This window comes from Lactobacillus selangorensis (assembly GCF_001437205.1).
GTDB classification, from domain to species: Bacteria; Bacillota; Bacilli; order Lactobacillales; family Lactobacillaceae; genus Paralactobacillus; species Paralactobacillus selangorensis.
On record NZ_JQAZ01000005.1, the window covers coordinates 81,940 to 99,741 of the forward strand.

Here is a 17,802-nt window from a genome sequence, read left to right on the forward strand (position 1 = left end):
GTTCCGACATCCTTTTATTGTGTCTAGCTTAAATCAGCCCCATTTGAGGCAATCACTTGCTTGTACCAGTTGAAGGAATCCTTCTTATAACGTTTCAAAGTCCCGTTGCCGTCATCATCCTGGTCAACATAGATGAACCCGTAACGCTTCGACATTTCAGACGTCGAGAAACTAATCAGATCAATTGGGCCCCACATGGTGTACCCCATCAGGTCAACCCCATCTTCAATCGCCTGCTTCATCTGTTCAATATGTTTCCGTAAATAATCGATTCGGTAAGCGTCATGAACGGTACCGTCTTCAAATTTATCGACGGCACCCAGTCCATTTTCAACGACGAAGAGCGGTTTACGATACCGGTCCCACATCTCATCCAGCGAGATTCGCAGACCGACGGGATCAATCTGCCAGCCCCAATCGGATTCTTCAAGATACGGATTGCGGCCGCCCGTCGCCATATTGCCATTCACTTCAGCACCCTGGTTGGCCTTTGTCACCGTCGTCATATAATAACTGAAACTGATGAAATCAACGGGATACTTCTTCAAGAGCTCTTGGTCATCAGGCGCCATCTTGAGCTTGATGTTATTTTCGGCGAAGTAGCGATTCATATATTCTGGATACTCGCCCCGAGCTTGAACATCGGTAAAGAATAAGTTTTTGTCATCTTCCATTTGAGCTGCCTGCACATCAGCCGGATTCGGTGTCGCTGGATAAGTTTGCATCCGGGCAAGCATGCTGCCGATTTTAGCATCCGGATCAATTTCATGGAGCTGTTTCGTAGCAATTGCACTGGCCACAAATTGATGGTGCAAAGCCTGATAACGCGTCTGTAACTGTTCTTGATGACTCTGGTCGGAATCAACGACTCCCGTTTCGTGAAAGCCCCAAACACCGGTGTTGATTTCATTAAAGGTCAGATAATAAGGTACCCGACCCTTGAAGTGCTTGAAAATCGTTTCGGTGAACCGGTTGAAATCGGCGATCGTATCCCGACTCAGCCAGCCGTTCTGCTTTTTCGTCAACCCAATCGGCATCTCATAATGCGACAAGGTGACCAACGGCAGAATATGATACTGCTCCAATTCGGAAATCACATCATCGTAGAACTGCAACCCAGCCTGATTCGGCTCGGTTTCATCGCCGTTCGGAAAGACACGTGCCCAAGCAATCGAGAACCGGTAGATTTTGAAGCCCATTTCGGCAAATAACTGAATATCTTCTTTATAGTGATGGTAAAAATCGACGCCACGCCGTTTCGGATAATTCTTATCGGTTGGATCAGCAATCGCTGTTTCGATAGATTCCTTCGTCACGGCATCCATCGATATCTTTTTGCGATCATCGGCCTTTTTGACGACTTCGGCCGTTGTTAAGCCCTTACCGTCAACGTTCCAAGCCCCTTCGACTTGGTTGGCAGCGGTCGCACCGCCCCATAAAAAGTTTTTCGGAAATTGTTGTGGATATCCTTCTTTATACATTTGCTGGAACTCCCTTCGTATTCGCCGCAGCAGCTGGCTTTGGTGCTAATTTCAAGAACCAATTGTGATCCGTTTCAGTCGCCGCAGTGGGTTCAACTGCACCATAATGATTCGTGTTGGTAATAATAACCATGACAGTCGTATCATAACCCGCCGCCGCAATTTTTTCACGGTCAAATTTTACTAACGGCTGACCAGCGGTGACGTGCTCATTTTGTTTCACAAGTGTTTTAAAGTATTTTCCTTTCAGTTCAACCGTATTGATTCCGATATGAATCAAAATCTCAGCTCCGCTGTCATCGATCATCCCGAGCGCATGTCCAGTTGGGTAAACCGCCGAAATTGTGCCGTTTGCCGGTGCGACGACTTCATCATTGCTAGGTACAATCGCCAGCCCTTTCCCCATCGCTTCGGACGCAAATACTTCGTCCTTAACGCTGGTTAATGGAATAATTGTTCCTTCAACAGGTGCTTTAATTTCATCGGTGCCATTACTATTTTTAGGCTGATTTTCATTCTTTAGCTGTTCCGATGACTGGTCGTCTGGGACGCCAAAGAAGTATGTTATCATAGCCGCTCCGACAGTGGCGACTGTTAAACCGATAATTTCACCCATAAACCCATGATCTAAGAAGGTCGGCAGCGATAATAAACTCGGCATCGTAAATGAAGAAGCATGAACGCCGGAAATGCTAATAATAGCACCGCCGACAGCCCCGCTGGCAACCGCAATGTAAAATGGCTTCTTCAGCTTCAGTGTGACCCCATAAATGGCTGGTTCGGTAATCCCAAACAGACCGCTGAGTGCGGATGAACCAGCCAAGCTCTTCATCTTCTTATTCCGTGACTTCATAAAGACGCCGAATGCGGCACCGGCTTGTGATAAAACGGCGGCACAGATGATCGGTGTCAGCGGATCATAACCTAATTTGGTAAAGTTATTCATGATCAATGGCATAAAGGTCCAATGCACCCCGAAAATAACGAAGACTTGCCAGAAAGCACCCATGATGATGCCGGCAATGATCGGCGCAAAATGATAAACGGCCATGACGCCCGTTGCCAAAGCATTCCCAATTAAAGCACCAATTGGTCCGACAACAATCAGCGTCAATGGCACCATAATCATCAGCGACAGCATCGGTACGAATACATTGCGAATTGCTTCCGGCATCAATTTTTTTAAGAGCGGTTCAATGTACGACAAGGCCCAAATGGATAAGAGAATCGGAATCACTGTTGTCGTATATGTGGTTGGGACCACTGGAATGCCGAAGAAATGCATTGTGGTTCCTTTGGCAAAGGCGGCCACCAAAGATGGATACAGGAGCGCTGCCCCAATCGAGGCCCCAACAAATTGGTTGACTTTTAACTGTTTTGCAGCCGTAAAACCCAGAAAAACGGGAAAGGCGTAGAAGATTGCGGCGCCGGCTGCATACCAGATCTGATATTGGCCGCTCTTTTCAGTCATCCATCCCAATGCGACGAACAATGCCAAGAAGCCCTTCAAAATCCCGGCGCCGGCGAGTGCACCTAAGAAAGGCAGAAAAACGCCGGAGATAAATCCGATAAAGCGATTGATCAAGTTCGGTTTGTTAGCCGCTTCTGCTGGTACAGCCGGTTGTTCATCCGTATTTTCAAGTCCGGCCAAATCAACTAAAGCGTCATAAACTTTCGCAACTGAATTTCCAATCACAACTTGATATTGACCGGCACTTTGAACGACTGTGATTACGCCGGCCAAAGCATCGATTTTCTTCGTATCGGCTTTCTTCTCATCATTCAAATAGAACCGCAAACGAGTGGCACAATGCCACACCTTGCTGATATTGCTTTTCCCGCCAACGCCAGCGAGTACTTGTTGTGCTAAACCTTGGTAATCCATGTTTGTCCCCTCCTATAAAAAAAGCCTAAACGGCTGCATGGCAATAAATACCATGCAATCGTCTAGGTTTTGCCTAATCTAATAGTAACAATCCTAATTAATTGCCTCGTTAATAATTCGTTGAATATGAATCGTGAGATAAACCTGTTCGTTTAAGCTCACCGACTGGCCCGTCGTTTTCGTCACATATGCGACAATCTTTTCAACGGCTGCATATGCCGTCGCATACTTTTGGGTGATGTGATTGTACAGAATGGTATCATCCTGCCGTGTCTGCGAATGCTGCTCAGTCTTCGTAAAAATGCGATTCACGAAAAACCGCAAATGCACTAGAAAACGCTGGTAACTGAAATTGTCCTCCGACAAACCAAGATGCAGCTGGTACTTAATGATATTCAGAATATCGCTGATCATCTTCGTTTTGGCCTGCATTTGATCCGAAACCGAATTGCGTGTGCTGTTTTCCACAAACTTCATTGCGATAAACCCAGCTTCGTCTTCAGGTAACGAAACTTGAAACTGCTGATTGACCCTTTTTAGCGCCGCTTCTCCGACTGCAAATTCACGTGGATAGGCCTGTTTCGTCTCCCATAAAACTTCATTCTGAATCTCAATATGATGCTGATACCGGTACACTGCAAAATGAATATGATCTGTCAGTGAAATCAATAAGTAATTGTTAAAGTCCATTTGGAGTGTTTCAGAAGCATGGCTGATAATTTCCGCAGCAATTTCGAAATACGCCGAATCAATATCTTTCATCAGCTTTTGAAAACTCGTAATCCAGTTTTGTTCAGTCGGTACATAGGTCTGCGCAACAGTCGCTTCATTCACTTCGTCGCCCGGTTTCTTTTGAAACCCCAGTCCCTTTCCGATCAAAACAGCATTATGCCCATTTTGTTCGGTGAGAATCACGTTATTGTTAAAAACACGTTTGATCCGCATGTACTCGCCTCTTCACTACAGAAATGAAAAACCTGATAAACAAACTGACACCGCATGCATCTGCCAGTCGTTCATCAGGTTTTGCCCACTCATTGATGTGGTAACAATCCTTATTAACAATTTCATTGTAGCAACAAAAGAAAACGATTGCAACCAAAATTTAAAATATTAGACCACGGTTTTTTCTGTTTTCCAAGTGCATAGGCCAACTCATTAAAAAAGTGTAACGCCGCTTCATCACGTCGTTACACTTCATTTACTTCGTATCAATTTTAACGGTCATTGTGGTAAACGTCTCCTGTGTCAGCAGCTGCAAACGTTGAAACAGCAGCACGATCCAGGTAAATGCCAGTACAAAACCGCTGATTTCAAAGACCGTCAGAGAAATATAGCCGATTCCCTGAAAGGCAATATCCATTCCAATCAAAGCCGCCGCAATTCCGTACGAGAGCGTTAAGAATTCCTTTGTGACGTGCGGCAGCAGCCACCGAATCCCGATGATCAGGATAATGATTAGATAGACTAAAAATTTGGCCACCCCATCATGCAAATTATGGAAATTCTGATTATTGGGAAACAACCCAACTGCACCCAAATTTAACGCCAATAATGTCAGTAAAACCCGCAGGATGATTAACCGCCAATCTTTAGGATAAATTTCACGAATCAGCACAAATAAATAATCAATCAGGGCAATCAGAATCAGTGCTGCGACGATTAAGGTAATGTTAAACCGCCAGCCGGCTGTCGCTGAATTGGTCCCAGAAAACTAAGGTTATAACGCCACCAGTGTCGTTGCCCATTCGACGCCATCGCAATGACGACGCCTGATACAATTACAATCGTAAACAGCGCCACCAGCCGGGTCGAGTTCAGCGACCGCGACGCGAGCGTCATCCAATAATTAATCAGATAATTAAAAATGCCGAAAATCGCCTCTGCCGTCCAACAATCGAAACTGGCCCCGACAAACAGCGAACCTAAGAGCCAGAACGTGCCCATCAGGATAAACGCCAGAATAATCACAAATGACAGAACAATCGTCGGAAAATTCCGCCAGTAAATCCGACGAGCTGCTGCATCGCCATTCCGCCGCTGCCGAATCAGCGAAACGGTGAAAAAGAGCGACCCCGTAATGATACCCAGCACAATAATGAACGATGCAATCGAATAATCACCCGTCAGTTTCACATGGCCGATGTGCTTGGACGACCAGTAAATCAGCAAGCTGACGCTGCTGATTAAGGCCACAATCAGCGGCGGCAGATAATCCTTCCAGCCACTTTTCGGGGTCGGCTTGGCGAGAATCAGCTCATTATCCCGCACCGTTAAATCAAGCTCGTGCGTCGTGTCCAACCCCAGCTTTTTAGCCGCCGCATCGGGAATCTGAATAAAATAACCTTTTTCTTTCATTGTTTCTCCTTGCTATGTATTGCCACAATACCTAATGATAGCATAAAATGCCGCCTGAACCGGCATTGATTCGTCCGCTTAGTATCACTTGTAAAAAGTAAGCAAAACTGCTATATTGAAAGGATTGCAAACGAAGGAGGACAAGACAAATGGCCATGCATGAACTGAGTTTAGGCACCAAAGTGGGCCTTTCAATCCTGAACGATCGTTGGTACAGTTTAATGCTCATGCGCTTAAGCACGGATTTCACTGATTTCATTGTCCTGCGTAAAGCTGTTCGAGGCCTTTCAACGACGAAATTATTGGTCGTATTAACCAAACTGAAACAAATGGGTCTTGTCGAAGCCAATGATGACTATGCATTTAGATTATCTGCGCATGGACAGGAAATCCAAATGTTATTGACGCAAATCGAACAATTCGGCAATCATGAATTGATGCACTTAGGCACCATCCTGTCGAAATCATAACGAACATAAAAATCAGGAAGAAACAGCTTCCTGGTTTTTATTTGGTCACCGTAATGGTCGTCTGCGCAATTGCAATGGTATTCGCCAGCAAAACGAGCTGATGGCCACCTGGGTACAACGTCCGGGTGGTTAGTTGCTGCCAGTTTAATTTGTGTGTACCGTCAATTTTTTGTCCGGGTGCCAAAACAGTATCTTTGAGAAAGAAAATCTTGCGTTTCGGCTGCCCGTTGGCTTTGATGTAATCGACACCGAGTTCGAGTCGTAACGGCAAATCCCGCTCGCCGCCATTTTGACATTGATACATAACTTGGGAATGACCGCCGATTTTTACTGCTGCTGGTTGGCTCGTGATTCGTGCTAGCGTCAACGCTTCCGCCGCCGTCAGCGGATAACCGAATAACGTCATCACCTCTGGCCGTCCTGCTTTGAACAATGTCCGCAGTGCTTTTTTGATAATCCAGTCCGTTTCCGGTGACTGATGCCAATAGGGGGTCACAAATTGAAGCACCTGTTCAGGATGATCTTTGCTGATGTCATTCAGGTTATTGGCCACACTCGTGCGGACATACTTGCTTGAATCAGCCATCAAATTTTCAAGAATCGGAAAAATCGGCGCCGGGTCGTGTTTAAATACCTTCAAGGCTCGTCCCCAAGGCAAACGCGGCCGACAGCCTTCACTGGCCAAACGGCGTAAGTCGGCGTTGTCAGAGTGGCTCCATGTCAGAATTTGTGCCATCGTTTTGGCAGGTGCTTGTTCGATAAACGGCCGAATGGCAAATTCAGCCGATGAAGATTGCGTCAGCACGGCTAAAATCCCAATCGAGGTCTGCCAATCATCCAGGCCGTATTGGGCCACGTAACCCGGTAAGCATAACGCTGCAAACCCGGTGATTTGATGACTGACAGCCGTCAAAATCGGTGCTGCCGCTTTAAAATCACTTGGAAACTGCTGGTGTAGGCATGTATCGATTCGAGTCATTCGTTCCATCAACCTTAATTGTGACCAATCGTCAGCCTGCACTGCCGCTGCAAATTTATCAACTTGAAAAGCGGGCAGTTGCCCTTGCACAGCCTGCCCCAATTGCCGTAGAAAGGCATCCGAATAAACTTCTTTTAAGGGTGTTGCCACTTTGTTCACGTCCTTCAATCAAAATTTCTACTTTCAGTTTAGCAAACACACGTTCGAACTGCAATTGAAACAAGCCTGACAGCGGCGGTTAATTTCGTTACACTAACAGAGAAAACTTTTTCAGAAAGGAAGACATCGATGGATCACAATGCAGCTATCAACAAAGTATCGCCGCTTTTGCCACTCACACATGAACAGCACCAGCTGGTCGACCAGATTGAAACTTTCATCGCCCACCATATTCAGGATGCCCAACCAGCTGTTTTCACCGTTTATGGGGACGCCGGTACTGGCAAAAGTGTCGTGCTCTCGCATTTATTCAATGACCTTGAAACGGCGGCCCGAACCGATGCTCAGTCGCCGGTCGCCGGAACGACCAACTATTTTTTAGTCAACCACCCCGAAGTACTCAAAGTGTACCGTAATATTGCTGGTCAGCAGAAGCACCTCTATAAAAAGGATTTCGAACGACCGACAACACTGATCAACCGGCTCGAGAAATCCCAGACAACGGCTGATGTCGTGGTAATCGACGAAGCTCATCTGCTCTTATCGAAACCCGATCACTACAACAATTTTTACGGTACCAACCAGCTTAGTTCGTTATTACAATTGGCCCACGTTATCGTGCTCGTCTTCGATGAAACCCAAGTCTTGCGTATGAAGAGCTTCTGGACCGAAGAACGGCTCGAAAAATTATTAGCGCCGTACACAACGGAATCTGTGCGGTTGACCCATCAATTCCGAATGACGGCCAGCGATCAATTGGTTGACTGGATCAATCAGTTGACCCATCGGCATCTTGAACCGCTCCCGAAAGATGCTGGTACCGACTATGATCTGCGTATCTATGCCGATGCCGAACAGATGCGTCGGGCCATCGTCCAGCGCAATCACGAAGTCGGCTTAGCACGAATCGTATCGACCTCCGGCTATCCGTCGACGCTCGATGGTGGTAAACATTACATTACGGAGGGCAAATTTCACCTGCCGTGGGATCAGTATAACTACACTAGTGTCCCTTGGGCGGAAATTCCCGCCACAATCAACGAAGTCGGTTCAATCTACACTTGCCAAGGTTTCGATCTCAATTATGTCGGCATTATTCTAGGGCCGCCGATTCAACTCGATCCTGCGACTCATCAGCTGGTCGTCGACCTCGATAAATATACCGATGTCGAAGCGTTCAAACACCGACAGGATTTAACCGATCCTGACGAAATCCATGCGATTGAAGTTCAAATGATTCTCAACTCAATCAATGTGCTGATGAAACGTGGTATTCATGGGATGTACCTCTTTGCTCACGATCCCGTGCTGCGCCAGTATTTGCTGACGCATGCGAATGGACATGCCCAAAAATGAAGTCATGACGTAAGGAACTTTTTACACAAAAATCGCTGCTAAAATTGTATTTTAGCAGCGATTTTCATTTAACCGGGTAACGATGCTAAATGCGATAGCAAGCTGGTTTTCATGGCGGTGTAACAATAAAGTCAAAAATCGACTTCTGTCACATGCCCATTTTTTTCGACTTCAGTCGGACGCAATTGTTTCAGCAGTGCGTACGGCGATAAAAAACGGGTGTCGATGATTAGCTGCACGAGTTCATCAGCTGATGCTTGTTCTGGCTGCTGCTGAAACCAAGTTAAGACAATATCGATCAGCCCCTGAATGATAAATTCCTGGACCACTTGGCCCGCAATTCCGTTGGCTGTCTGCTCATTCGGTGTAATTGCTAAATATTTACGCAGTAGTTCTTTGCCCCGATTTCTGAAATACGGATCCCCTTGTGGCCCGCTCAGCGCTTGAACGAGCGCAAAACGCTGACCCGTCAAGGCGTATTTCCCGACCGCAGTCACCACCTCCCGCAAGAGGTCTTTCGACTCATCGAGAAACGCCAGCTGGCTCATTGGCTCGTAGATGTAGCGGCCCAAAATGGCATCGACACCATCGAATAATTCAGCTTCGGTCCGGTCAACTAAATCTTCTTTGTCTAAATAATGCAGGTAGAAGGTCCCACGATTGATGTGCGCCGCTTTCGTAATATCAGCAACCGTGATTTTTTGGAGTCCCTTAGTGCGAACCAGTTTAATGAGCGCCGCTTCGATTGCTTGCAGCGTTTTAGTCACTTTTGCATTTTGTGTCGTCATATCTATTTCCCCCTGCGCTCATCTTAAATCAACGCATTGTGCATTTCAACCGATTTAAATCAACACTTTTTAAAAAATTTACGATTGAATCGCCTTAAATAGGCCTTTATACTGATTATTGAAATCAACACAATGTTTATTTAAGGAGACGATCTGCATGAATGATTTTATTCAAGTTGAGCATTTAACCAAAACATACGGAAACGGTGCTAATGCCGTCACGGCTAATCACGACCTCAATTTTACGATTTAAAAAGGCGAATTAACGATTATCGTCGGTGAATCTGGTGCCGGCAAATCCACTTTACTCGATATTCTCGGCGGTATGGATACGGCCACTTCCGGCAGTGTCATCGTTGCCGGTCACAACCTGACCAACGATTCCAAACGCCAGTTGACGACCTTCCGCCGTCATGAAATCGGCTTTGTCTTCCAATTCTACAATTTGGTGCCGAATTTAACGGCACTGGAAAATGTACAGTTAGCTTCCGAAATTGCACCCGATGCCCTTGACTCGCTTGACACACTCGACCAAGTCGGACTAAAAGGACGCGCCAATAACTTTCCGGCGCAATTATCCGGCGGGGAACAGCAACGAGTCGCAATTGCCAGAGCGATTGCTAAGAATCCAACGCTGCTTTTATGTGACGAACCCACTGGTGCCCTTGATTATCGGACTGGAAAGCACATCCTGAAACTGATTCAGGATTTTGCCCATTCAACCGGCAAGAATGCAATCATTGTAACCCATAACAGTCTCATCAAACCAATGGGCGACCACGTTTTGGAAGTCGTTGACGGCCAGATCAAGGAAGACGTGCATAACGAAACACCGGTTCCCGTTGAAACTTTGGAATGGTAGGTGCTGTCCATTGGAAAATAATAAAATGATCCGTAAAAATATTCTCCGTGAATTTCGGCATTCATGGGCACGCTTCCTATCGATTGTCGTCCTCTTAGGGCTGGGTGTCTTTGTCCTGGTCGGTCTGAAATCAACCGGGCCCGACATGCGGGCAACGGTCACCGATCAGTACCAGACGCAAAATTTGGCCGATGCTCAGATCAAAGCAACCGCTGGATTTACCAAGGCCAATCAGAATGCCATCCGGAAACGCTCTGAAGTCAAAGCAGTCACGTTCGGCCAGATGACGGCTGCCGTCATCAAACATCGCCAAACATCTGTACAGATTCTGTCGCAATCGCAACGTATTTCTAAAGCCACACTCACAAAGGGCAAAATGCCGACGAGCGACAACCAAATCGCCCTTAGCAGTCAATTGGCTCAGAAATACCATGTCGGGCAAAAAATCACCCTCGTTAATGACCACAACGGGACCCCTAGCCGGATCAAAAGACAGACCTATACGATCACTGGCTTCGTCGAATCAAGCGAATACATCAAAAAGGACGATTTAGGGACCACCAACGTTGGGACTGGCGAATTAACGGCCTTTGCCGTTGTTCCCAGCAGCAGTTTCACGACCACGACACCTAACGTCGCCCGCATTAAATTCAGCGGCGTTCATGGCGCCGCCTATAGCAACACCTATGAAAATGGCGTCAACCGCAAAGTAACTGCTCTGCAGCCGTTCCTGAATAAAATGGCCCGCCAGCAGCGCCACAACCTACGGACCACTTTACAGCAAAAATTGCAGCCGCTCGAAACAGCGCAAGCACAAGGATTGTCGACGCCTGCTATGGTCAAACAGCTGGCCGCCAGCAAACAAAAAGCTGCCCAGATTGCCAACGTCAATGTGACGATTCAAGGCCGCAACGATTATAACAGCGGTTATAGCCAATATGGCGAAAATGCCAAACGAATCGATGTTCTCTCCGATAGCTTCCCCATTTTCTTCTTCGCCGTCACTATTTTAGTGTGTTTCACCACTATGTCCTGAATGGTTCAGGAAAAACGGACCGAAATCGGAACGCTGCGAGCACTTGGCTACACCAAATGGGAAGCCATGGCCGAATTTATTTTGTACGGAACGCTGAGTGCCCTGATTGGGGCTGTAATTGGTGCTTATGCTGGCTGTGTCATTCTGCCCAAGGCCATTTTCAACGCTTATGCGGCCAACTTCATCTATTCAGCCGTTCAAATCAATGTTTATTGGGGCGTCATCGCAATCGCAACCTTGTTAGCACTTGCCTGCACATTGATTGCCGTTTGGTCGGTCGGCCACAAAGCACTCCAAGAAAATCCCGCCCAGCTGATGCTGCCAGAGCCTCCAAAAGGTGGTACTCGCATTCTGCTGGAACGAATCAAACCATTGTGGAAGCGACTGCCATTCTCGCAAAAAGTCACGGCACGCAACCTCTTCCGCTATAAGAGCCGCATGCTGATGACGATCGTCGGTGTGGCCGGCTGTGTCACATTGCTGATTACCGGTTTTGGGATCAGCGACTCCCTCAACAACATCGTCTCAGAACAATATAGCCAGATTGTCCACTACGATCTGATTGGTGTTTACAACAATTCCGCCACTGCTAGTCAGAAAAAAGCCTATCAAAAGGCCGTCGCCGACCAGTCCGCAGTTAAAAAATTCAGTCAAGTTTATGAACAAAGTGTGACCGCCAAAAACAGCACTTTGCAGGATAACCAGAGCATCACCCTGCTCGTCCCGAAAAATCAGAAGCAGTTCAAACAGGAAGTCACCTTAAAAAATCGCCAATCCGGCCGCACGCTCAAATTATCCGATCATGGGGTCATCCTGACGGAAAAATTGGCCAAATTGTTCAACGTTAAAAAAGGAGACCATTTCACCTTTAAAGACGCCAACGGCCATGCTTACCACGTTAAAGTAGCCGGTATCACTGAAATGTACGTCGGTCATACGCTATATATGAGTCCAGCCTATTACCACCAAATCATGAAGCACCAAGTCCGTTACAATGCCGACATGATTCAATTGCAGAAACGTGATAATGCCACCATCAATCACGTTTCCCAGCAGCTAATGAAACAGGAGGCGGCCGTGACGGTCGTTCAGTCGAACACCGCCAAAAAGATGATTGAACATATTCTAGGCGGTCTGAACCACGTCGTCATTATCTTGGTCGTGGCCGCTTCAATGCTGGCCTTCGTCGTTCTCTTCACCTTGACCAACATCAACATCGACGAACGGGTCCGTGCATTGGCCACCCTGAAAGTGCTTGGTTTCTATCCAAAGGAAGTGCTGATGTACATCTTCCGTGAAACAATTCTCTTGACAGTGATCGGCATCCTCTTCGGTTACGGCTGCGGCTATCTTTTCCACCAATACATTATGGATGTGCTGCCGCCGGAAATGGCGATGTCGAATCCTGGTTTATTGACCTCGAACTTCGTCATTTCCACCGTGATGACGCTCCTCTTCTTAGGAATTGTGATGCTGCTGATGGCCCGTAAAATTAAAAATATCGATATGCTTGGAGCATTGAAATCCGTCGATTAGAACACAACGAGACCGTGACATAAGTGTCTCTTTCACGAAAAATGACTCTTTAAATGCAAAAATTACATTTAAAGAGTCATTTTTGTTTGAACAGTATAAATTTGCAAAACGCGGTAGCCATCTGGTATTTACATCACGCAAAGCTGAGTAAATACCTAGCTGTCCTCGCGGGGGCATGACAACGAAGTCAAACAGCGACTTCTGTCATGCTCCCTTTTAAATTCGAACTTATTTTCCTTCGTTATTCTTCTCGCTGCAGGACGTACAACAATAACAGGATTCCCAAGATTCCAAGCCCGCCAAATAGGCCTGGTCCGCTCGTATCATGACGGACCAAGGCGACAATAATGACGATCAATGCACAAATCACCAAGATCAGTTGGGCCCAATTTACTTTCATGCCTTCCGCCCCTCTCACACTTGTCTTATCACAAGAATAAGCGCTTTCATTATTTTTGACAAGTCTTATTTCTTTTCGCCGGCAATAAGCGTATGCTATTCCGAAAGAGGAGGCATCGGTATGGCAAAATTCAAAGCCGGCGTCAGAGGACTGGACATCGCTGCCAGTCTGTTCACGCTCATCTGCTATCTCTTGGCACCTGCTAGCATCCCCGTTCATCTGAATAATATCGGACCGCAGAATGAATTCGGTCCCAAATGGATGCTGTTTCTGTCGTTGCTCGCCCTATGCTTATTCGGTGAGCTGCTGATTTGGTTTTCAAAACGCCGCCGCAAACGCTTATCGGCACAAGGTTATCCGCACTTGCTTCAATTTGAATATGGCTATTTAGCGGTCGATGCACTTGTGTTCGTTGTCTTCGTTGTCACCATGATCAGTTAATTTTTTTAGTAATCAAAAAGTGCTCTTTTCAGGGCACTTTTTTAATGCACTTGTGTTGTTAAGAAATGGCCTAGCACCCGATTAAAAGTACCCGGCCGTTCAGCCATCACTTCGTGTCCGCTCTTCAAACGCACCACGTGGATATTCTGCTTCTGCAGATACGGCAGGATGAAATGCCAGTCGAAATACCAGCTGTGACTGGCCACAACCAGCAAAATCGGTAATTGACTATTTTGCAAATCAGATCGCCAATCCTGACGGGCATGGTCGACTAGCAACGGCAGATTCGGCACAAAGGGGAACGGATGCAGCCGTTCGGCCGGTGTCAAAACTTTTTTAACGAGCGGATCGAGCGGCCGTTTAAAGGTGCCAGTCACATTTTGAAGCAGCCAGCGTTTAAAATCCGGCGACCAGGCGCCATGCGCCAGCATTTGCGGCGTTTGATCGACCGCCACAACGGCTGTTAATTTTTCCGGAAATTGTCCCAATGCGCCATAGCAGAGACTGGCCCCCATCGAATGCCCGATTAAAATAGGCTGTTTCAAATCGAGACCAGTAATCAGTTCCTTTAAATCCAGCAATAAGCGCTGCATATTCAGTGACTTCGTAGTGCGCTGCGAAGCCCCATGATTGCGATGATCATACGTGATCACCTGAAACCCCTGGGCAACGAGAAACGGAATCTGACGTGCCCAAATCTGCTGATAACCGGCAAAACCAGCCACTAAAACGAGCGGCTGCCCTTTACCAAAGACATGGTAATCGAGCCGAATCTGATCAGATGTTTCAAACTGCATCCTATGTGCCTCCTAAACATCATTTCCTTTAGTTTAGGCCTGATGAGCGCTGGAAACAATCCGCTTACCCTAATTTGATCTGTGCGTCGGCTAAGGCGGCATCGACGACATCCATCACTGTCAAACTGTGCGCCATCCGCCGGTCTGCTTCAGCCATATCGTGTGTATCGATCATCTTGGTAAAGGCTGCAAATTCTTGATACATGCGGTGCGGATGAATCCGTTTGTCGACTGTTACGGTGTCTTGATTCCGTAAATGTTCGGTAAATTTTTCCAAGGTATTGGTCGGTCCGATCACTTCAATATCGCCTTGATCGCCTTCAATTGTCGAACGAACCGGTGCGGCACAATCCTTGGCACCTGTGCAGACCACTTTAAGGCCCGGATACTCAAGGAGCAGTATGCCGGAAGTATCGATACCATGGTCAATATTGGCGAAATAATGCACCTGTGTCGGCGCACCGAGCAAGCCGACGACAAAATGAATGTTATAAATATTGAGATCCATCAAGGCTCCGCCGCCTTTTTTCGGATCGAAAGCCGTCTGAATATTACCATGCTTAAACGCATCATAACGAGATGAATACTGTGAATAATTACAGTCGATAATCTTCAAGCTGCCTAATTTGGGTAAATCGGCTTGAATCTGCTGATAGTTATTGAAGTACTGATTGCTGATGGCTTCAACTAAGATCAAATTCTTACGCTGGGCCAGATTCGCCAAATCACGGGCTTGACCGGCATTCAGTGTAAACGGCTTTTCGCAAATGACGTTTTTGCCTGCTTCCAGCGCTTGCTTGGCATAGGAATAATGGAGAAAATTGGGTAGGCCGATATACACCGTATCGACATTCGGGTCGGCCAGGCATTCAGATAGCTCCGTATAAATCTTAGGAATCTGATACTGGGCCGCCAATTTTTGCATCGTCGGCAAACCATGCTGTGTCCCTAAAATGGCTTCAAGTTGAACGTTATGAACATCCCCAATCATCGTCAGCATATCTGAGACAATCATGCCGGACCCGAATAATGCTAATTTCATTTTAACAACTCCCTTTCTAATCTTGTCAGGATGAGTATACGTACCAAAACCTATCCGCAAAAGGCTTTCTGGGCATTCGGGCCCGACTGTTTAACATTCTTTGCCAAATAGAGACAAACGTGAACTTTTTGTTCAAAAGCCGTATCATGAAAATAGAAAGAAGGGATTCAATGCTGCTCACTGATCAATTAAAAGATACTAGTCAGCTCACGAATACTGACCAGCAGATTGCCGCTTATATCCTCAAGCATCTGGCAGCCACTTCGAAAATGACGATTCAGCAGCTGGCCGCTGCTACTTATACATCGCATTCGGCGATTGTCCGACTCGCCCAGAAATTGGGCTATTCTGGTTACCGCTCTTTTCGCTACGCAATTACAGAAGCGGCCTATCATCAGCAGCATGGACTCGACCAAATCGATGCCAATTTCCCGTTTCTGCCGACCGATTCACCCGTCACGATTGCCAAAAACATGGCGCATCTTTCCACCAATACCATCTCACGTTCTTTAGCACAGCTCGATGCGGACAAATTGGCTGAAGCGGCCCACCGGATCACAGCGGCCCAGCGCCTCTTTTTATTCGCAGTCGGCGACTCGCAGATTCGAGCCCGCAGTTTTCAGAACAAGCTGACCAAGATTGGTCAGTTCGCCATTCTGGCCGAAGAATATAATGATGAAAACTGGACGGCAGCCACCCTCACGCCCTCAGATTGTGCCCTCTTTATTTCCTACGGCGGCAACACCGAACAGCACACGCAGCTTTTACAATTATTAAATGAAAAAAAGGTGCCGACAATCTTGATTACCGGCAATGCCAAATCGACCCAGATTCAGCTGGCCGATACTGCTCTAGTGACGGCCCAAACGGAATACGAGAACCTGAAAATCAGCACTTTTGCCTCTCAAATCAGTTTTGAATATGTGCTTGACACCTTATTTGCCCTAATCTACGCTGGCGATTACCAGCAGCATCTCCATGATTTAAAACAGCATTATCAACAATTGGATGAGCATCATCTAATCTAAGGGAAAGCCTCTTTTGCAACTACGGCAACACACCATAAGTCAGTTTTGCCTTCTAAATATTCCAAGATAACTTTTTTCTTTATTCCTACAGAGAACACAGCAAAACCCCTGAGTTGGATTTTCTCCAACTCAGGGGTTTTGCTTCACACACTTTAAATGTGCGTTTTTTTTAGTTTAAAACGGTCTTCGTTGCTGCTGCTAAGTTTTCAACCACCTTTTCACCGTCATCCTGGGTCGCATTGTCATTCGTCAAAACAGCAATCGTATACCCTTGCTCAGAAGTCTTGCCGACATGGCCGATACTGTTGACGATCCAGTCGCCGTTGTCTTCTAAACGCCAGCCGTTTTTCAGCTGGTAATGAGTCGCGCCGGCCGAAATGCCCCAATCCTGATCACTTTCAACGGTACTCATCAAACTCATTGCATACGTCCGTTCGCTCTTGGTCAGATAATTATCGGCACCATAGAAAATTGCATTTAAAACTTTCAATTGATCGGCAGCCGTCGTGGTCGTCATTGCCCAGCCAGTCATATCGGCAGTGGTACCGGTCATGCCCAGCGCCGAATAGGTTGCATCGTTGCCATCATTGCCGCCTAAAACATTGTCCAACAAATCGGTGCAGGCATCATTATCGCTGTTTTCAATCATCGCCTGCATTTCCGATTGTTCAGTTGACGTTAAGGTGGTGCCATTCGTCTGATTTTGATGCAAAACGGCCGCCATGACGGTCACTTTCAAGATACTGGCCGTTGGAAAGGTCGCATCATCACTTTGTTTGACGCTATATGTATAGGTTCGGCCTGTTTTGGGCGAATAGACCGCAATATCGACATTGGCAGTCGTCCCTTTCAAAACTTTCTGCCACGCCGTTTGCAAGGCCTGATTGACATTGACGGTGTTGCCGAGTTTAACGACATGATTCGAATGGTTCGTGGCTGACGAACTGCCGGCCGCCTGATCCATTTCCGCCTGCTGTGTCGTTTGCCGATTAGCCAGCATCCCTTTAACGATACGGCCGCCCGCCAAAATAATGGCAACACCGACAATTACCCGTAATAAGATTCGATACTGCTTCTTTAAACGTCTTCTTCTATGCATTTCAAAACTTCTTTTCTTATTCTTAATAATTTAACTTATAATAGCGACCTTAAAGTTTCCTTAAAATGAATTTAAAGTGCCTTGC

The 17,802-nt window shown here is 46.7% G+C and carries 17 protein-coding genes and 1 pseudogene; 7 read left to right on the forward strand and 11 right to left on the reverse strand.

Going from position 1 to position 17,802, the window contains the following annotated elements; genetic code table 11:
* Window positions 1-23: 23 nt before the first annotated feature.
* The 5 genes from IV40_RS07505 to IV40_RS07525 all read right to left on the reverse strand — a co-directional run bounded on the left by IV40_RS07505 (window position 24) and on the right by IV40_RS07525 (window position 5,724).
* Window positions 24-1,481 (reverse strand): glycoside hydrolase family 1 protein, encoded by a 1,458-nt coding sequence (locus IV40_RS07505; protein ID WP_057770117.1) that lies wholly within the window; start codon window positions 1,479-1,481, stop codon window positions 24-26.
* On the reverse strand, window positions 1,474-3,366 hold the full coding sequence (locus IV40_RS07510; RefSeq protein ID WP_057770119.1) for a beta-glucoside-specific PTS transporter subunit IIABC: 1,893 nt from the start codon (window positions 3,364-3,366) through the stop codon (window positions 1,474-1,476). Before IV40_RS07510 ends, IV40_RS07505 begins: the two co-directional genes overlap by 8 nt.
* A 93-nt stretch (window positions 3,367-3,459) precedes the next feature.
* Window positions 3,460-4,311: a PRD domain-containing protein gene (locus tag IV40_RS07515; protein WP_057770121.1), complete on the reverse strand. Its 852-nt coding sequence runs from the start codon at window positions 4,309-4,311 to the stop codon at window positions 3,460-3,462.
* A 256-nt stretch (window positions 4,312-4,567) separates the two neighbouring features.
* Window positions 4,568-4,984, reverse strand: coding sequence for a hypothetical protein (locus tag IV40_RS07520; RefSeq protein WP_057770123.1), 417 nt, complete (start codon window positions 4,982-4,984; stop codon window positions 4,568-4,570).
* Window positions 4,985-5,028: 44 nt separating this feature from the next.
* Window positions 5,029-5,724, reverse strand: a complete 696-nt coding sequence (locus IV40_RS07525) for a hypothetical protein (RefSeq protein ID WP_057770125.1) — start codon at window positions 5,722-5,724, stop codon at window positions 5,029-5,031.
* Between the two features lie 149 nt (window positions 5,725-5,873).
* Between IV40_RS07525 and IV40_RS07530 the strand changes: the two genes are divergently transcribed.
* Entirely contained in the window at window positions 5,874-6,194 is a 321-nt protein-coding gene (locus IV40_RS07530; protein ID WP_057770126.1) for a winged helix-turn-helix transcriptional regulator, read from the forward strand.
* A gap of 37 nt (window positions 6,195-6,231) precedes the next feature.
* On the opposite strand, the gene IV40_RS07535 is transcribed toward IV40_RS07530, so the two are convergent.
* Window positions 6,232-7,323 (reverse strand): DNA alkylation repair protein, encoded by a 1,092-nt coding sequence (locus IV40_RS07535; RefSeq protein ID WP_057770128.1) that lies wholly within the window; start codon window positions 7,321-7,323, stop codon window positions 6,232-6,234.
* 138 nt (window positions 7,324-7,461) lie between these two features.
* Here IV40_RS07535 and IV40_RS07540 point away from each other — a divergent pair, with 138 nt between their 5' ends.
* Complete coding sequence (locus tag IV40_RS07540) at window positions 7,462-8,688, forward strand: DUF2075 domain-containing protein (RefSeq protein WP_057770130.1); 1,227 nt, start codon at window positions 7,462-7,464, stop codon at window positions 8,686-8,688.
* A gap of 131 nt (window positions 8,689-8,819) precedes the next feature.
* Here IV40_RS07540 and IV40_RS07545 read toward each other — a convergent pair whose 3' ends face one another.
* Window positions 8,820-9,476, reverse strand: coding sequence for a TetR/AcrR family transcriptional regulator (locus IV40_RS07545; protein WP_057770132.1), 657 nt, complete (start codon window positions 9,474-9,476; stop codon window positions 8,820-8,822).
* 157 nt (window positions 9,477-9,633) lie between these two features.
* On the opposite strand from IV40_RS07545, the pseudogene IV40_RS07550 reads away from it, so the two are divergent.
* From IV40_RS07550 to IV40_RS10925, 3 genes and pseudogenes are all read left to right on the forward strand, one after another.
* Window positions 9,634-10,338, forward strand: a pseudogene (locus IV40_RS07550) (ABC transporter ATP-binding protein).
* A gap of 25 nt (window positions 10,339-10,363) precedes the next feature.
* Window positions 10,364-11,374, forward strand: a complete 1,011-nt coding sequence (locus tag IV40_RS10920) for a hypothetical protein (protein ID WP_057770134.1) — start codon at window positions 10,364-10,366, stop codon at window positions 11,372-11,374.
* Window positions 11,375-12,910: an ABC transporter permease gene (locus IV40_RS10925; RefSeq protein ID WP_057770136.1), complete on the forward strand. Its 1,536-nt coding sequence runs from the start codon at window positions 11,375-11,377 to the stop codon at window positions 12,908-12,910. It begins immediately after the preceding gene.
* 241 nt (window positions 12,911-13,151) lie between these two features.
* On the opposite strand, the gene IV40_RS10760 is transcribed toward IV40_RS10925, so the two are convergent.
* Window positions 13,152-13,310, reverse strand: coding sequence for a hypothetical protein (locus IV40_RS10760; protein WP_156404258.1), 159 nt, complete (start codon window positions 13,308-13,310; stop codon window positions 13,152-13,154).
* A 120-nt stretch (window positions 13,311-13,430) separates the two neighbouring features.
* Here IV40_RS10760 and IV40_RS07565 point away from each other — a divergent pair, with 120 nt between their 5' ends.
* The gene (locus IV40_RS07565; RefSeq protein ID WP_057770138.1) at window positions 13,431-13,751 is read left to right on the forward strand and encodes a hypothetical protein; all 321 of its coding nucleotides are present in this window, start codon (window positions 13,431-13,433) and stop codon (window positions 13,749-13,751) included.
* Between the two features lie 41 nt (window positions 13,752-13,792).
* On the opposite strand, the gene IV40_RS07570 is transcribed toward IV40_RS07565, so the two are convergent.
* Both IV40_RS07570 and IV40_RS07575 read right to left on the reverse strand, forming a co-directional pair.
* Window positions 13,793-14,548 (reverse strand): alpha/beta fold hydrolase, encoded by a 756-nt coding sequence (locus tag IV40_RS07570; protein WP_057770140.1) that lies wholly within the window; start codon window positions 14,546-14,548, stop codon window positions 13,793-13,795.
* A 64-nt stretch (window positions 14,549-14,612) separates the two neighbouring features.
* The gene (locus IV40_RS07575) at window positions 14,613-15,590 is read right to left on the reverse strand and encodes a Gfo/Idh/MocA family protein (RefSeq protein WP_057770142.1); all 978 of its coding nucleotides are present in this window, start codon (window positions 15,588-15,590) and stop codon (window positions 14,613-14,615) included.
* Window positions 15,591-15,760: 170 nt separating this feature from the next.
* On the opposite strand from IV40_RS07575, the gene IV40_RS07580 reads away from it, so the two are divergent.
* On the forward strand, window positions 15,761-16,618 hold the full coding sequence (locus IV40_RS07580; protein WP_057770145.1) for a MurR/RpiR family transcriptional regulator: 858 nt from the start codon (window positions 15,761-15,763) through the stop codon (window positions 16,616-16,618).
* Between the two features lie 169 nt (window positions 16,619-16,787).
* Here IV40_RS07580 and IV40_RS07585 read toward each other — a convergent pair whose 3' ends face one another.
* On the reverse strand, window positions 16,788-17,717 hold the full coding sequence (locus IV40_RS07585; protein WP_057770146.1) for a serine hydrolase: 930 nt from the start codon (window positions 17,715-17,717) through the stop codon (window positions 16,788-16,790).
* Window positions 17,718-17,802 lie beyond the last annotated feature (85 nt).

What these genes read in the sequence shown, in the direction of transcription:
- IV40_RS07505 (WP_057770117.1), bottom strand. Translation starts at nt 1,481, where the DNA reads ATGTATAAAGAAGGATATCCACAACAATTTCCGAAAAACTTTTTATGG.
- IV40_RS07510 (WP_057770119.1), bottom strand. Translation starts at nt 3,366, where the DNA reads ATGGATTACCAAGGTTTAGCACAACAAGTACTCGCTGGCGTTGGCGGG.
- IV40_RS07515 (WP_057770121.1), bottom strand. Translation starts at nt 4,311, where the DNA reads ATGCGGATCAAACGTGTTTTTAACAATAACGTGATTCTCACCGAACAA.
- IV40_RS07525 (WP_057770125.1), bottom strand. Translation starts at nt 5,724, where the DNA reads ATGAAAGAAAAAGGTTATTTTATTCAGATTCCCGATGCGGCGGCTAAA.
- IV40_RS07530 (WP_057770126.1), top strand. Translation starts at nt 5,874, where the DNA reads ATGGCCATGCATGAACTGAGTTTAGGCACCAAAGTGGGCCTTTCAATC.
- IV40_RS07540 (WP_057770130.1), top strand. Translation starts at nt 7,462, where the DNA reads ATGGATCACAATGCAGCTATCAACAAAGTATCGCCGCTTTTGCCACTC.
- IV40_RS07545 (WP_057770132.1), bottom strand. Translation starts at nt 9,476, where the DNA reads ATGACGACACAAAATGCAAAAGTGACTAAAACGCTGCAAGCAATCGAA.
- IV40_RS10920 (WP_057770134.1), top strand. Translation starts at nt 10,364, where the DNA reads ATGATCCGTAAAAATATTCTCCGTGAATTTCGGCATTCATGGGCACGC.
- IV40_RS10925 (WP_057770136.1), top strand. Translation starts at nt 11,375, where the DNA reads ATGGTTCAGGAAAAACGGACCGAAATCGGAACGCTGCGAGCACTTGGC.
- IV40_RS10760 (WP_156404258.1), bottom strand. Translation starts at nt 13,310, where the DNA reads ATGAAAGTAAATTGGGCCCAACTGATCTTGGTGATTTGTGCATTGATC.
- IV40_RS07565 (WP_057770138.1), top strand. Translation starts at nt 13,431, where the DNA reads ATGGCAAAATTCAAAGCCGGCGTCAGAGGACTGGACATCGCTGCCAGT.
- IV40_RS07570 (WP_057770140.1), bottom strand. Translation starts at nt 14,548, where the DNA reads ATGCAGTTTGAAACATCTGATCAGATTCGGCTCGATTACCATGTCTTT.
- IV40_RS07575 (WP_057770142.1), bottom strand. Translation starts at nt 15,590, where the DNA reads ATGAAATTAGCATTATTCGGGTCCGGCATGATTGTCTCAGATATGCTG.
- IV40_RS07580 (WP_057770145.1), top strand. Translation starts at nt 15,761, where the DNA reads ATGCTGCTCACTGATCAATTAAAAGATACTAGTCAGCTCACGAATACT.
- IV40_RS07585 (WP_057770146.1), bottom strand. Translation starts at nt 17,717, where the DNA reads ATGCATAGAAGAAGACGTTTAAAGAAGCAGTATCGAATCTTATTACGG.